Genomic DNA, 13,323 nt, shown 5'->3' on the forward strand with positions numbered 1-13,323 from the left:
GGTCCGCAAAGGACGCCGGCCTCGTCTGCTTGCGCATCTCATCTCTCCGATACCCAGCGAAGAGAATCACATCCCCAGCTTTATGCAAAGGTCCCGCGAAGGCAGGGATCCAGGGCCAAGCAGAACCATCGCTTGCGAAGTCCAGAAAACCCCCGGCTGCTGCCTGCGCAGGCGCACGGCGAGGGCTAGGCTTAAATCCCCGCCAGAGCCGCCGGGCAGACGGCGTCGACGGTCGGTGCGCCCCGCACCACCTTCGCATCTGGGCCCCGGCCTTCGCCGGGGTACGGCGGCTCGCTTGCAGCGCGCGCCTGCCCCTAAAAGCGACCCCCGCGTAGAAGCGCTCCGCCGCCATCTTCCACACCTTATCCACAGCCTCTTGCCGCAGGCATCCACGGGCTTATGCCCGCGCTCCTGAACGCCTTGCCCACAGCTTATCCACAAGGTTGCGCACGGGCTCTCCACACGCCCCCCACAACACGATTTGGCTGTCCGCTAGTCGCTCACACGGTGCCAACGCTCCGCGAACCGCTTGCCAACGGGTTATCCACAGGTTGCCCACAAGCACGACGCGCGAGAGCGCCCGCGGCGACGCGCGCGCAGGTCTCAAGCGAAGATGGGCGTGGCCTTGCACTCCCGCTTTTGCGGGAGCACTGGAGTGGCAAGGACGGGCGCGGCTTCGGCCGCAGCCGGTCAGAAGACGGGCTGGTTCGGGTCGCCGTCGGGAATGGGGGTGTGGATCCCGCATTCGGTCTTGTTCCAGCCGCTCCACCGGCCGGAGCGCGGGTCGTCGCCCGGCGCTACCTTGTTGGTGCACGGCTGGCAGCCGATCGACGGATAGCCCATCGCGACCAGCGGGGTCACCGGCAGGTCGTGCGCGACGAAATAGGCGTCGAGCTCTTCCTTGGACCAGGTGATCAGCGGGTTCACCTTCAGCCGGTCGCCGTCGAGTTCGAAGCGCGGCAGGTTCGCGCGCGTCGTCGCCTGAAACGCCTTGCGCCCGGTGAAGCTCGCATCAAATGCGGCCAGTCCGCGCGCAAGCGGCTCGACCTTGCGGATCTCGCAGCAGCCGTCGGGGTCGTAGGACCAGCGCAGGCCGCTCTCGTCGCGCGCCGCCAGCCGGTCGGAATCGGGCTGAAGGATACGCAGGTCGGTGAGGCCCAGGAAGCGCACCAACTCGTCGCGGTAGGCGATCGTCTCCGGGAAGTGCTTGCCGGTGTCGAGGAACAGCACCGGCACAGAACGGTCGACGCTCGCCACCAAGTGCAGCAACGCCGCCGACTCCGCGCCGAACGACGACACCACCGCGACTTCGCCGAGCAGCCCTTCGCCCAGCGCGACCCGCAGCATCTCCTGCGTGTCGACGCCGCGGAACCGCTCGTTCAGCCGCGCGGCATCGGCCGTGGTGAAGCGCGGCGTCAGGTCGAGCCGGTCGGGGACACGTAGCGCGGCATTAGCCATGACGCAGCTTCCACACGGGTTGCACCGGGTCGGCGGCGCGCTGGTAGACATGGTCGTAGCGCGCGAGCGCCGCCTCGGCCGTCGTCTGGTCGATCGGCGCCTCGGGCGCGAAGCTGTCGAAGCCGCAGCGCCGCATCGGCAGCAGCTGGTCCACCAGCACGTCGCCCTGCGCGCGCAGCTCGCCCTCGTACCCCGCCTCGCGCAGGACGCGGGCCGAGGAGTAGCCTCGACCATCGCGGAACTTGGGGAAGCTCACTTCCACCAGCGCGATGCGATCGAGGTACGGCAGCAGCGCGCGCGCGTCGTCGCCCGCCTCCAGCCGCACGGCCGTAGCGTTGGACTGGCCCAGGAACGCGTCCAGCGTCACCGCCGGCTCGTCGTGCGGCGCATCGTCGCGGAAGCGCAGGAAGCTGGATGGCGCGGTGTCGGCGGGATCAGACATGGAGGTTCTCCGCCAGGGCGAGGTGGGGGGAGGGCGCAGCCATTGTCGCGAAGATCATGCCGGCGGAGGCTGGCATCTTTTGGCTGCTGCCCCGGCAGGAGCCGCGGGAGACCCCAGCCTTCGCTGGGGTGACGGTGCGCGGGAAGCGGCCAACGGTCGCCGCGAAGGTCATGCCAGCGAAGGCTGGCATCGCCGGGTTCGGGGTCGGGCTACGGCCGCGGGAGATCCCAGCGTTCGATGGGATGACGGTTTGGGGCTTGGGCGACGCCCCCGCCGCACGGTGACGCGCAGCGATCGGCTCAGCCATAGATCGCCTCCTTGAACGGCTCCATGCCGATCCGGCGGTAGGTGTCGACGAAGCGCTCGCCCTGCTGGCGTTCAGCCAGATAGCGGTCGGTGACGCGCTCGATCGCGTCGACCACGCCGTCTTCGGAAAAGCCCGGCCCCGTGATCTTGCCCAGGCTCACGTCCTCGGCGCCCGATCCGCCCAGCAGCAGCTGGTAGTTCTCGGTCCCCTTCCGGTCGACGCCCAGGATGCCGATGTGGCCGGCGTGATGGTGGCCGCAGGCGTTGATGCAGCCCGAGATCTTGAGCTTCAGCTCGCCGAGATCGCGCTGGCGGCCGAGGTCGGAGAAACGGCCGGCGATCTTCTGCGCGAGCGGGATCGAGCGCGCATTGGCGAGGCTGCAATAATCGAGCCCGGGACAGGCGATGATGTCGCCGATCAGGTCGAGGTTCGCCTCGGCGAGGCCAGCCTCCACCAGCTGCTGCCACACCGCGTAGAGGTCCGCCTGGCGGACATGCGGCAGGACGATGTTCTGCGCGTGGGTGACGCGCAGCTCGTCGAAGCTGTAGCGCTCGGCCAAGTCCGCCATGCGGTCGATCTGGTCGGCCGAGGCGTCCCCCGGGATGCCCTCGACCGGCTTCAGGCTGATGTTGACGATCGCATAGCCCGGCTGCTTGTGCGCCTTGACGTTCTGGTCGAGCCAGACGGCGAAATCGGGATCGCTGCGGTCGACCGCGTCCGACAGACCTTCCTCAAATGCCGGCGGGGCGAAGTGCGCGGCGATGCGGTCGAACTCGGCCGGCGGGGGATCAATGCCCAGCGCCTTCACCGCAACGAACTCTTCCTCCACCTGTCGGCGATATTCGTCGGCGCCCAGCTCGTGGATCAGGATCTTGATCCGCGCCTTGTACATGTTGTCGCGGCGGCCGTAGCGATTGTAGACGCGCAGGCACGCCTCCAGATAGCTGACGAAATCCTCGAACGGCACGAAGTCGCGGATCAGCGACGCAATCATCGGGGTGCGGCCCATGCCGCCGCCCACGTAGACCGCCGCACCCAGCTGCCCGTCGCGCTCGACGATCTGCAGCCCGATGTCGTGCAGCCGCATCGCCGCGCGATCCTCGTCGGCCGCGATCACCGCGATCTTGAACTTGCGCGGCAGGTAGGTGAACTCGGGGTGGAAGGTCGACCACTGGCGCAGCAGCTCGGCCCAGGGGCGCGGGTCCGTCACCTCGTCGGCGGCGGCACCGGCGTACTGGTCGGACGAGATGTTGCGGATGCAGTTCCCGCTGGTCTGGATGGCATGCATCTCGACCGTCGCGAGCTCCGCGAGGATGTCGGGCGTGTCCTCCAGCTTGATCCAGTTGAACTGCAGGTTCTGGCGGGTGGTGAAGTGGCCATAGCCGCGGTCGTAGGTGCGCGCGATGTGCGCCAGCATCCGCATCTGGCGGCTGTCCATCGTGCCATAGGGCACCGCCACCCGCAGCATATAGGCGTGAAGCTGCAGGTAGAGCCCGTTCATCAGCCGGAGCGGCTTGAACTGGTCCTCGGTGATCTGCCCCGCCAGCCGCCGCTGGACCTGGTCGCGGAACTCCGCGACGCGGGCGTCGACGATGGAACGGTCGAATTCGTCGTACTGGTACATGCTTACCTCGTCGCGCGCCGGATCGGGCGGCGGTTCATATCACCCAGCTTCCGGCGGCCGGATCGGCGGGCTTGAGCGTCAGGTCGGGGCGGACGGTGGGGCCGAGCGCGCGGATTCGGTCCTTGATGTGCGCGGGGCGCGGACCTTCCGACGTCCCCTCGGCATCGATCACGTACGGCACGTTGACCCGCAACGCGGCTTCCTCGACATGCGCGATCGCCTCGCCGTTCGCGCCGACGTCGACCGCTTCGGCCAGGTGGCGCGACCAGCCGCCGCCGGTCCACCACACCACGTCGCCGCTCGCCAGGTCGTTTCCGGTCAGGATCTTCACGCCATCGCCTCCGCAGCCGCCGCCCAGGCGCCGAGCTTGTCCTCCGCGTCCGCCAGCTGGACGACTTCGCCGACGACGATCACCGCCGGGCTCTGCACCGTCTCGCGCGCCACCATCGGGCCGAGATCGGCGAGCAGGGTGCGCAGCGCGCGGGCGCCGGGCAGGGTGCCGCGCTCCAGCACCGCGACCGGCATGTCGGGGGCGACGCCGTCGGCCATCAGCTTGTCGGCGATGGCCTCGGCAGTGGCGACGCCCATGTAGATCACCAGCGTCCGCCCCTTGCCGGCCAGGCCGGACCAATCCTGGTCGGTCAGCCCCTTGCACTGGCCGGCGACGAAGCTGACCGCCGACGACCAGTCGCGGTGGGTGAGCGGCAGCATCGCCCCGGCCGCGCAGCCGAGCGCGGCCGAGACGCCGGGGATCACCTCTACGGGCAGGCCGGCGGCGCGCACCGCCTCGACCTCCTCGCCGCCGCGACCGAAGATGAACGGATCGCCGCCCTTCAGCCGCACGACGATCGCGCCGGTCTTCACATGCGCCACGATCAGCGCGTTGATCGAGTCCTGCGGCAGCGTGTGGCGGGAGCGGCGCTTGGCAACCGAAATGCGCTGCGCGGCGGCGGGTGCGAGATCGAGCACGCGATCGTCGACCAGCCCGTCATGCACCACCACGTCGGCGGCTTTGAGTGCCTCGACCGCACGGACGGTCAGCAGCCCCGGATCACCGGGCCCGGCACCCACCAGGATGACGCGCCCACGCGCGTGCGGATCGAATAGCGTAGCCATGATCGCCGACATGGCCCCCGCACCGCGATCACGCAACGTCACGGTTGCTTCGTGCGGCCCTAGCGAAACTTTCGCTCAGGCGTCGCGCAGGCCCAGGCCGATCGACGCCCGCGCCTGCTCGGCTTCCGACGAGACCACCGGATAGGCGCAATAGTCCGCCGCGTAGAAGGCGCTCGGCCGATGGTTGCCCGACCAGCCGATCCCGCCGAACGGCGCGTTGGACGCGGCGCCGTTGGTCGGCCGGTTCCAGTTGACGATGCCGGCGCGGATGTTCGCCCAGAATGCGTCGTAGCGTTTCGGATCCTGACTAACGAGCGCGGCGGACAGGCCGTAGCGGGTGTTGTTCGCCTCCGCGATCGCCTCCTCGAAGCTCTCGGTGCGGACTACCTGGAGCAACGGCCCGAACAGCTCGACATCGGGACGCTCGCTCGCATCGGTCATGTCGATCAGCCCGGGCGTGAGGAACGGGCGTCCCTCGATCGGCCGCTCGAGATAGCGGATCGGGCGTCCGCCGCGGGTGGACAGGTTCAGGAAGCTTTCGGTCAGCTGGTCGGCGGCATCGTTGTCGATCACCGGCCCCATGAACGGGGCGGGGTTCGCATGCGGTTCGCCGACGATCATCCGGTCGATCAGCTGGTTGACCTGGTCGAGCAGCGGCTCGGCGAGGCGCTGCTCGACGATCAGCCGGCGCGCGGCGGTGCAGCGCTGGCCCGCGCTGGTGAAGGCCGACTGGATCACCAGCACCGCCGCCGAATAGACGTCGGGCGTGTCCCACACGACGATGGGGTTGTTGCCGCCCATCTCCAGCGCGAGGATCTTCTCGGGCTGCTCGGCGAACTGGCGGTTGAGGGCGATGCCGGTGCGCGCCGAGCCGGTGAACAGCAGACCGTCGATCAGCGGGTGGCTCGACAGGGCGCGACCCGCCTCCGGGCCGCCGATCAGCAGCCGAACGCAGCCCTCGGGCACGCCGGCCTTGCGGTAGCAGTCGACGAGGAACGCGCCGGTGGCCGGCGTCTTCTCCGACGGCTTGAACACCACGGCATTGCCTGCGAGCAGGGCGGGAACGATATGGCCGTTCGGCAGGTGCGCCGGGAAATTGTACGGGCCCAACACCGCGAGCACGCCGTGCGGCTTGTGGCGCAGCGCGAGGCGGGCGCTCATCTGCGAATCGAGCCGACGCTGGCCGGTGCGCTCGGCATAGGCGGAGACCGAGATGTCGACCTTGCCGATCACCGAATCGACTTCGGTGCGCGCTTCCCACAGCGGCTTGCCGGTCTCGCGCGCGATCAGGTCGGCGAAGTCGTCGGCGCGGGAGCGCACGACGTTGGCGAAGCGGCGCATCGCCTCGACCCGATAGGACAGCGGCCGTGCCGCCCAGGCGGCCCAGCTCTGGCATGCCTCGGTGACTTCGGCATCGACGTTGCCGCACGTTCCCCGCCACAGGAACGCCCCGGTTGCCGGTTCGGTCGAGACGAGTTCGGTGTCGCTCATTGGTCCTCTTGGTGGAGACGGTCGCGCGCCCCTGTCTGCCGCAAAGCCGGGGCGAGCGCCAGTTCGATGCACACGGGTTTGATTTCAGCCAAGTGCCTGGCCGAAGCTGCGGATCTGCGCGAGCTTCGCGTCGAGCGCCGACCAGTCGTCGCGGTCGGCGATCGGCGCCCAGATCGCCTCGACGTCCTCGATCGACAGCGTACAGGGCGCGCCGTGCCAGTGCGGATGGTTGCGGTCCTTGCGCGGAGCATAGGGGAGAAGGGACTCGCGCACGCCGGCGAAGGCGTCGCCGTAGCGCGGATCGTCGGGCAGGCGGCCGCCGAACGCGTCGTGGAAGAAGGCGTCGATCGGGGCGCCGCTCTCGCGCAGCGCCTGCTCGACGCGCGCGACGAGCGTTCGGTCGCCCACGTCGTCGCGCGGCGTCACGCCCAACCGCCAGAGCATCGCCTGGCGCACCGCCTGCTGGTAGCGCGGCGCGAATTCCTCGAGCACCGCGATCAGCGGCTCCGAATCCGCGAGCGCGCGCAGCGCCACCGCGAGTTGCATCGCATCCCAATAGATCGCCTCCGGCTGGCGGCCGAAGGCGTAGAGGCCGGTCTGGTCGAAATAGGCGGCGGTGAACGCCGGGTCCCATGTCTGCGCGAACCGCCACGGGCCATAGTCGAAGCTCTCGCCGGTGACGTTGATGTTGTCGGTATTGAGCACGCCGTGGACGAAGCCGGCGGCCATATACTGTCCCGCCAGCCGCGCGGTACGCGCGACGACATGGTCGAGCAGCCGCACCGCACCGTCCGCCCCGGCTTCCTCGCCGTAGAAGTGCCGCAGCACATAGCCGACCAGCCGCTCCATGCCCTCGGCATCGCGCAGATAGGCGAGCCGCTGGAAGCTGCCGATGCGGATGTGGCCGTGGCTCAGCCGCACCATCACCGCCGATCGGGTAGGGGAGGGTTCGTCGCCGCGGGTGAGCGCCTCGCCCGTCTCGATCACGGAGAAGGTGCGGCTGGTGTCGACGCCCAGCGCCTCAAGCATCTCGGTCGCCAGGATCTCGCGCACCGCGCCCTTGAGCGTCAGTCGCCCGTCGCCGAAGCGGCTCCACAGCGTCTGGCCGGAGCCCTTGGTGCCGAGGTCCATCAGCCGTCCCGCGCCGTCGCGCATCTGTGCGAACAGGAAGCCGCGGCCGTCCCCCAGGTCGGGATTGTACGACCGGAACTGGTGGCCGTGGTACCGCAGCGCGAGCGGCGTCTGCAGGGTGTCGGGCAGCGGCTCGAAGCGGCCGAAGTGGCCCATCCACGCCGCGTCGTCGAGCGTCTCGAGCCCAACCGAGGCCGCCGCACGATCGTTGCGGTAGCGCAGGATCGTCTTCGGAAAGTCGGCGGCGGCGACCGGATCGTAGAAGTCCGATCCCAGCTCGAGGATCGACCGTTCGGGCCGGTAGCGGCCGGAATCTTCAGGCGAGAGACTGGGTTGCGGGGCGTCGGGCATACGGCGATATGGGGAGCGATGACCGACCGACGCAACCCGCCCCGACCCGGTGCCTGGCAGGACGGCTTCTGGTGGTCCAACGACGGGCTGCGGCTGCACTATCGCGACTATGCCGGTCGGGCCGATCGCCCGGCGATCCTCTGCCTTGCCGGCCTGACCCGCAACGCGCGCGATTTCGAAGGCGTGGCGGCGCGGCTCGCCGGCGAGTGGCGGGTGATCGTGCCGGAGATGCGCGGCCGTGGCGAGAGCGGCTATGCCCGCGACCCGATGAGCTACGTCCCGCTCACCTATCTGCAGGATCTCGCCGCGCTGTTCGCCGAGCTCGCGCTCGATCGCGTGGCGGTGTTCGGCACCTCGCTCGGCGGCATCCTGGCGATGCTGCTCGCCGCGACCGAAGGCGATCGCGTCGCGGGCGCGCTGCTCAACGATGTCGGCCCCGAGCTGTCTCCGGCCGGGATCGCGCGCATCCGCGGCTATGTCGGCCGACAGCTGTGGCACCCGACCTGGATGCACGCGGCGCGTGCGCTCGCCGAAGCGAACGAAGACGTCTACCCCGACTATGGCATCGCCGAATGGCTGGCGATGGCGAAGCGGCTGTACCGGCTCAACAGCGCGGGGCGCATCCTGCTCGACTACGACATGAAGATCGCCGAGCCGTTCCGCGTGCCGGGGAACGAGGCGGGTCCCGACATGTGGCGCGCGCTGGACGGCCTGCGCGGCAAGCCGGTGGCGCTGATCCGCGGCGAATGCTCCGACATCCTCTCCGCCGCGGTCGCCGAGCGCATGGCGGGGGCACTTCCCGAAGCCGAGCTCGTCACCGTCCCGAACACCGGCCATGCGCCGACGCTGGAGGAGCCGGAGGCCGCGGCCGCGATCGACCGGCTGCTCGCCCGCCTCGCCTGAAGGGGTTTCCGATGCCCGTCCGTATCCTGCACCTCCACTCCAGCTTCGCGCCCGGCGGCAAGGAGCAGCGCGCCGTCCGACTGATGAACGCCTGGGGCGACCGTGCCGTCCACACCATCGTCTCGGGCGTGCCCGGCGAGACCGGCGCGCGCGACTGGATTGCCAACGGCATCCGCTACGAGATCGCGCAGAACCCGCCGTCGCTCACCGGCAAGCCCTCGGTCGCGCGGTTCGAGGCGATCGCGCGCTACGCGTCGCGGTTCGACCTGGTGCTGACCTACAACTGGGGGGCGATCGACGGCGTGATGGCGCGCCGCGTGTTCGGCAAGGGGGCGCCGCCGGTCGTCCATCACGAGGACGGCTTCAACGACGACGAGGCGCAACGGCTGAGCGCGGTCCGCAGCATGTACCGGCGCTTCGCCCTGGGCGCCGCCCATGCGCTGGTGGTTCCCAGCCACGCCCTGGAGACGATCGCGCTGGAGACCTGGCGTCAGCCGCGCGCGCGGGTCCACCGCATCGGCAACGGCATTCCGGTGGAGCGCTATGCCGAGGGCTGTGCAGCGGACGCGATCCCCGGCTTCCGCCGCAAGACGGGCGAGGTCGTGATCGGCGCGCTGGCGGGGTTCCGCGAGGTCAAGGATCTGCCGCTGCTGGTGCGGGCGGTGGGTGGCGTGGTCGAGGACGTGCAGCTGGTGCTGGTCGGTGACGGGCCCGAGCGGCAGGCGATCCTCGACGCGGCCGAGGCGATGGGGATCGAGGATCGCGTCCATCTCCCCGGGTTTCTCCCCGAACCGCACCGCTACATGGGGCTGTTCGACATCTTCGCACTGTCGTCGAAGAGCGAGCAGCAGCCGATCTCGGTGATGGAGGCGATGGCCGCCGGGCTGCCGGTGGTGGCGCCGCCGGTCGGCGACATCCCGCAGATGGTGGCGGAAGAGAACACGCCCTATATGGGGATCGACCGGCACGAGGTGCATCTGCGCGACCGCCTGCAGGTGCTGGCGCAGGACTCCGTCGCGCGCGGACGGGTCGGGCTCGCGAACCAGCAACGCGCTCGTGCGTTGTTCGACGAGCGCGCGATGATCTCGGCCTATGCCGCCCTCTACGAAGCGGCGATGGGCAAACCCGGGGCTCTGGCCCCCCAAGCGTAATTCGCTCGCGCCGACAGGCATTGGGCAGTAAAGGCGCGGCATCGCTGGTCCGCCGCGTCGGTTCGTCGGGCTTTTCTCGGAGGTTGGTTTGTTCAAAGGTCTGTCCCCCATCAGCTACAACGGCCGCGAAGTCTGGCCGCTGGTCGAGGGAGGCAAGGGCGTCGCCGCCACCAACCACGCATCCGCGGGCGCCTGGGCGGCGGCCGGGGGCATCGGCACCGTCTCCGCCGTCAATGCCGACAGCTACGACCCCGAAGGCCGCATCATCCCGCAGGTCTATCGCGCGCTGACCCGGCGCGAGCGTCACGAGGAACTGGTCGAATACGCGATCGAGGGCGCGGTCCAGCAGGTCAAGCGCGCCTGGGAGATCGCCGGCGGCAAGGGCGCGATCAACATCAACGTGCTGTGGGAGATGGGCGGCGCGCAGCGCGTGCTCCACGGCGTGCTCGAACGGACCCGCGGCATGGTCGCGGGCGTGACCTGCGGCGCGGGCATGCCGTACAAGCTCAGCGAGATCGCGGCGTCGTACAACGTCCATTACCTGCCGATCGTCAGCTCCGGCCGCGCCTTCCGTGCGCTGTGGAAGCGCGCCTATTCCAAGGCGGCGGAGTGGCTGGCGGCTGTCGTCTACGAGGACCCGTGGCTGGCCGGCGGCCACAACGGCCTGTCGAACGCCGAGGATCCGCTCGCCCCGCAGGACCCGTATCCCCGCGTGAAGGCGCTGCGCGAGACGATGCGCGAGGGCGGAATCTCCGACGAGGTGCCGATCGTGATGGCGGGCGGCGTCTGGTACCTGCGCGACTGGAACGACTGGATCGACAATCCCGAGCTGGGGCGCATCGCCTTCCAGTTCGGCACCCGCCCGCTGCTGACGCAGGAAAGCCCGATCCCCGAGGAGTGGAAGCAGCGGCTGATGGGGATCGAGGAGGGCGACGTGCTCCTCCACCGCTTCTCGCCCACCGGCTTCTACTCGTCGGCGGTGCGCAACCCATTCCTGCGCAGCTTGGAGGCGCGCTCGGACCGCCAGATCGCCTTCGCCACGCAGGAGGCCGGCGACCACAGCTTCCAGCTCGACGTCGGTGTGAAGGGCAAGAACTTCTGGGTGACGCGCAACGACCTGCTGCGCGCGCGCGAATGGTTCGGCGCCGGCTTCACCGACGCGCTCAAGACCCCGGACAACACGCTGGTGTTCGTGACGCCCGAGGAAAAGCAGATCATCCGCAAGGACCAGGCCGACTGCATGGGCTGCCTGAGCCAGTGCAGCTTCTCGTCCTGGGCGGATACCGAGACCAACTCGACCGGGCGGCTGGCCGATCCGCGCAGCTTCTGCATCCAGAAGACGCTGCAGGACATCGCCCACGGCGGCCCGGTCGACAACAACCTGATGTTCGCGGGCCACGCCGCCTACAACTTCAAGCTCGACCCCTTCTACTCCAACGGCTTCGTGCCGACGGTGAAGCAGCTGGTCGACCGCATCCTGACCGGGGACTGACACGAAAAAGGGCACGGCGCCGCGGCGGCCGTGCCCTCGTTCGCTGCGGCGCGGGCGCCTCGGCGTCAGTCGTCGACCACCGTGCCGACGACGGCACCGCCGACGCCGCCTACCGCGGCACCCTTTTCGACATCACCGTCGGTCGCCGCGGCAACGCCGGCACCGCCCGCCGCGCCGATGCCGGCACCGGCCAGCGTGGAACAGGCGCTCAGCGGCAGCGCGCTGGCGAGCAACAGGGCAGGGGCGATCAGCTTCTTCATGGCGGGTCTCCGTCGATTGGGGTTGTCGAACCAAAGCATCCGCGCGCCTGGGGTTCCCGCTGACCGGCGCTCCGCGTCCGATACGCGCAACGGTTGAAGCCGGCAGGGCGAACGCGATACGGTGCCGCCGGGGAACACGAAGGACAACGCATGCGGCATTCGGTGGTTTGGCTTGGCGGAGCGGCGGCGATCGTCGCGGCGGTGCTTCCCGCCGGCGAGGCGTCCGCACAGAAGCGCAAGCCGCCCTATTTCGCCTCGATCTCGGCGGGCGAGGCGCGGATGCGCACCGGCCCGGGCAAGAACTATCCGGTGAGCTGGACCTTCCGCCGCGCCGACCTGCCGATCAAGGTAGTCGACATCTACCAGGACTGGCGCAAGATCGAGGACCCGGACGGCACCCAGGGGTGGATGCAGGTCGGGCTGCTGTCCGACCAGCGCACCGGCTACGTCACCGGCGGACTGGTCGAGCTGCGCGCCTCGCCGAGCTCGAGCGCGCACATCGACTGGCGCGCCGCGCCCGGCGTCGTCGGGCGTCTCAGCCGTTGTTCGGGCGGATGGTGCTATTTCGACGTGCGCGGCCGCGGCGGCTATGTCGAACAGGCGCGGCTGTGGGGCGTCGATCCGGGCGAGGACCTGTAGCATCGGCGCGTTCGGCCTGAGGACGCGTCGCGATGGCTGAGCCCTGGATCTGGCCGGCGGCGCTGGGGCTGCTTGGGCTGGTGTTCGGCAGCTTCCTCGCCACGCTCGCGATCCGCTGGCCGGAGGGACGCTCTACCCTCGTCGGGCGTTCGGCATGCGATGGCTGCGGGCGGACCTTGCGCGCGGTCGAGCTGGTGCCGGCGGTGAGCTTCCTTGCGCAGCGCGGGTGCTGCCGCAGCTGCGGCGCGCGCATCGCCCCGAGCCACCTCGTCGTCGAACTGCTCGGGCTGGCGATCGGCGTCGCGGCCGGGCTTGCCGCGCCCGGTTGGGCCGGCGTGGCGGGCGCGGTGTTCGGCTGGCTGCTGCTCGGGCTCGGCGCGATCGACCTGCGCGCCTTCTGGTTGCCCGATCCGCTGACGGCGGCACTGGCGCTGCTGGGGCTGGCGGTCGGGTTTACGGGGCTGGCACCGTCGCTCACCGATCGGCTGATCGGCGGCGTCGCCGGTTTCGGGGTGCTGTGGCTGGTGGCCGCCGCCTATCGTCGGCTACGGGGTCGCGTCGGGCTGGGCGGGGGCGACCCCAAGCTGTTCGGCGCGATCGGTCTGTGGCTCGGCTGGCGCGCGCTGCCGGGGACGTTGTTGCTGGCGTGCGTGGCGGGGCTGGGGGTGGTGCTGGTGGCGCGGCTGGCAGGGTGGCGGTTGGCGGCGGTCGACCGCCTGCCGCTCGGCACGCTGCTCGCACCGGCGGCGTTCGGGATGTGGGTGCTGGGCGCGTAGCGTCATCCAACTTCCCCCGTCACCCCAGCGAAAGCTGGGGTCTCCTGCGGCTCCTGCCCCGCTCCCTCGCCAGAGACCCCAGCCTTCGCGGGACCTTTGCATAAAGCTGGGGATGTGATTCTCTTCGCTGGGTATCGGAGAGATGAGATGCGCAAGCAGACGAGGCCGGCGTCCTTTGCGGA

The 13,323-nt window shown here is 69.9% G+C and carries 13 protein-coding genes; 5 read left to right on the top strand and 8 right to left on the bottom strand.

What is annotated here, in order from left to right; genetic code table 11:
* Positions 1 to 690: 690 nt before the first annotated feature.
* The 7 genes from ACBY01_RS16475 to ACBY01_RS16505 all read right to left on the bottom strand — a co-directional run bounded on the left by ACBY01_RS16475 (position 691) and on the right by ACBY01_RS16505 (position 7,920).
* Positions 691 to 1,458, bottom strand: coding sequence for a phosphoadenylyl-sulfate reductase (locus ACBY01_RS16475; RefSeq protein WP_416462064.1), 768 nt, complete (start codon positions 1,456 to 1,458; stop codon positions 691 to 693).
* Complete coding sequence (locus ACBY01_RS16480; RefSeq protein ID WP_416462066.1) at positions 1,451 to 1,900, bottom strand: DUF934 domain-containing protein; 450 nt, start codon at positions 1,898 to 1,900, stop codon at positions 1,451 to 1,453. Before ACBY01_RS16480 ends, ACBY01_RS16475 begins: the two co-directional genes overlap by 8 nt.
* 299 nt (positions 1,901 to 2,199) lie before the next feature.
* Entirely contained in the window at positions 2,200 to 3,831 is a 1,632-nt protein-coding gene (locus ACBY01_RS16485) for a nitrite/sulfite reductase (RefSeq protein ID WP_416462068.1), read from the bottom strand.
* A 34-nt stretch (positions 3,832 to 3,865) separates the two neighbouring features.
* The gene (locus ACBY01_RS16490) at positions 3,866 to 4,162 is read right to left on the bottom strand and encodes a DUF2849 domain-containing protein (protein ID WP_416462069.1); all 297 of its coding nucleotides are present in this window, start codon (positions 4,160 to 4,162) and stop codon (positions 3,866 to 3,868) included.
* Positions 4,159 to 4,947 carry a uroporphyrinogen-III C-methyltransferase gene (gene cobA, locus ACBY01_RS16495; protein ID WP_416462071.1) on the bottom strand — a complete coding sequence of 263 codons (789 nt, stop codon included), beginning with the start codon at positions 4,945 to 4,947 and terminating at the stop codon, positions 4,159 to 4,161. Before cobA ends, ACBY01_RS16490 begins: the two co-directional genes overlap by 4 nt.
* Positions 4,948 to 5,022: 75 nt before the next feature.
* Positions 5,023 to 6,438 carry a succinylglutamate-semialdehyde dehydrogenase gene (gene astD / locus ACBY01_RS16500; protein ID WP_416462072.1) on the bottom strand — a complete coding sequence of 472 codons (1,416 nt, stop codon included), beginning with the start codon at positions 6,436 to 6,438 and terminating at the stop codon, positions 5,023 to 5,025.
* Positions 6,439 to 6,522: 84 nt separating this feature from the next.
* On the bottom strand, positions 6,523 to 7,920 hold the full coding sequence (locus ACBY01_RS16505) for a protein adenylyltransferase SelO family protein (RefSeq protein WP_416462073.1): 1,398 nt from the start codon (positions 7,918 to 7,920) through the stop codon (positions 6,523 to 6,525).
* 18 nt (positions 7,921 to 7,938) lie between these two features.
* Between ACBY01_RS16505 and ACBY01_RS16510 the strand changes: the two genes are divergently transcribed.
* The 3 genes from ACBY01_RS16510 (at position 7,939) to ACBY01_RS16520 (ending at position 11,466) form a co-directional block, all read left to right on the top strand.
* Positions 7,939 to 8,823 carry an alpha/beta fold hydrolase gene (locus ACBY01_RS16510; RefSeq protein ID WP_416462074.1) on the top strand — a complete coding sequence of 295 codons (885 nt, stop codon included), beginning with the start codon at positions 7,939 to 7,941 and terminating at the stop codon, positions 8,821 to 8,823.
* 11 nt (positions 8,824 to 8,834) lie between these two features.
* Positions 8,835 to 9,974, top strand: coding sequence for a glycosyltransferase family 4 protein (locus ACBY01_RS16515; protein ID WP_416462076.1), 1,140 nt, complete (start codon positions 8,835 to 8,837; stop codon positions 9,972 to 9,974).
* 88 nt (positions 9,975 to 10,062) lie between these two features.
* Positions 10,063 to 11,466 (top strand): NAD(P)H-dependent flavin oxidoreductase, encoded by a 1,404-nt coding sequence (locus ACBY01_RS16520; RefSeq protein WP_416462077.1) that lies wholly within the window; start codon positions 10,063 to 10,065, stop codon positions 11,464 to 11,466.
* A gap of 65 nt (positions 11,467 to 11,531) precedes the next feature.
* On the opposite strand, the gene ACBY01_RS16525 is transcribed toward ACBY01_RS16520, so the two are convergent.
* Positions 11,532 to 11,726, bottom strand: coding sequence for a YMGG-like glycine zipper-containing protein (locus ACBY01_RS16525; RefSeq protein WP_416462078.1), 195 nt, complete (start codon positions 11,724 to 11,726; stop codon positions 11,532 to 11,534).
* Positions 11,727 to 11,876: 150 nt separating this feature from the next.
* Here ACBY01_RS16525 and ACBY01_RS16530 point away from each other — a divergent pair, with 150 nt between their 5' ends.
* Both ACBY01_RS16530 and ACBY01_RS16535 read left to right on the top strand, forming a co-directional pair.
* Positions 11,877 to 12,365 carry an SH3 domain-containing protein gene (locus ACBY01_RS16530; RefSeq protein WP_416462079.1) on the top strand — a complete coding sequence of 163 codons (489 nt, stop codon included), beginning with the start codon at positions 11,877 to 11,879 and terminating at the stop codon, positions 12,363 to 12,365.
* Positions 12,366 to 12,397: 32 nt separating this feature from the next.
* Positions 12,398 to 13,141, top strand: a complete 744-nt coding sequence (locus ACBY01_RS16535) for a prepilin peptidase (RefSeq protein WP_416462081.1) — start codon at positions 12,398 to 12,400, stop codon at positions 13,139 to 13,141.
* Positions 13,142 to 13,323 lie beyond the last annotated feature (182 nt).

The organism is Sphingomonas mangrovi (assembly GCF_047975845.1).
Lineage (GTDB): Bacteria > Pseudomonadota > Alphaproteobacteria > Sphingomonadales > Sphingomonadaceae > Sphingomonas.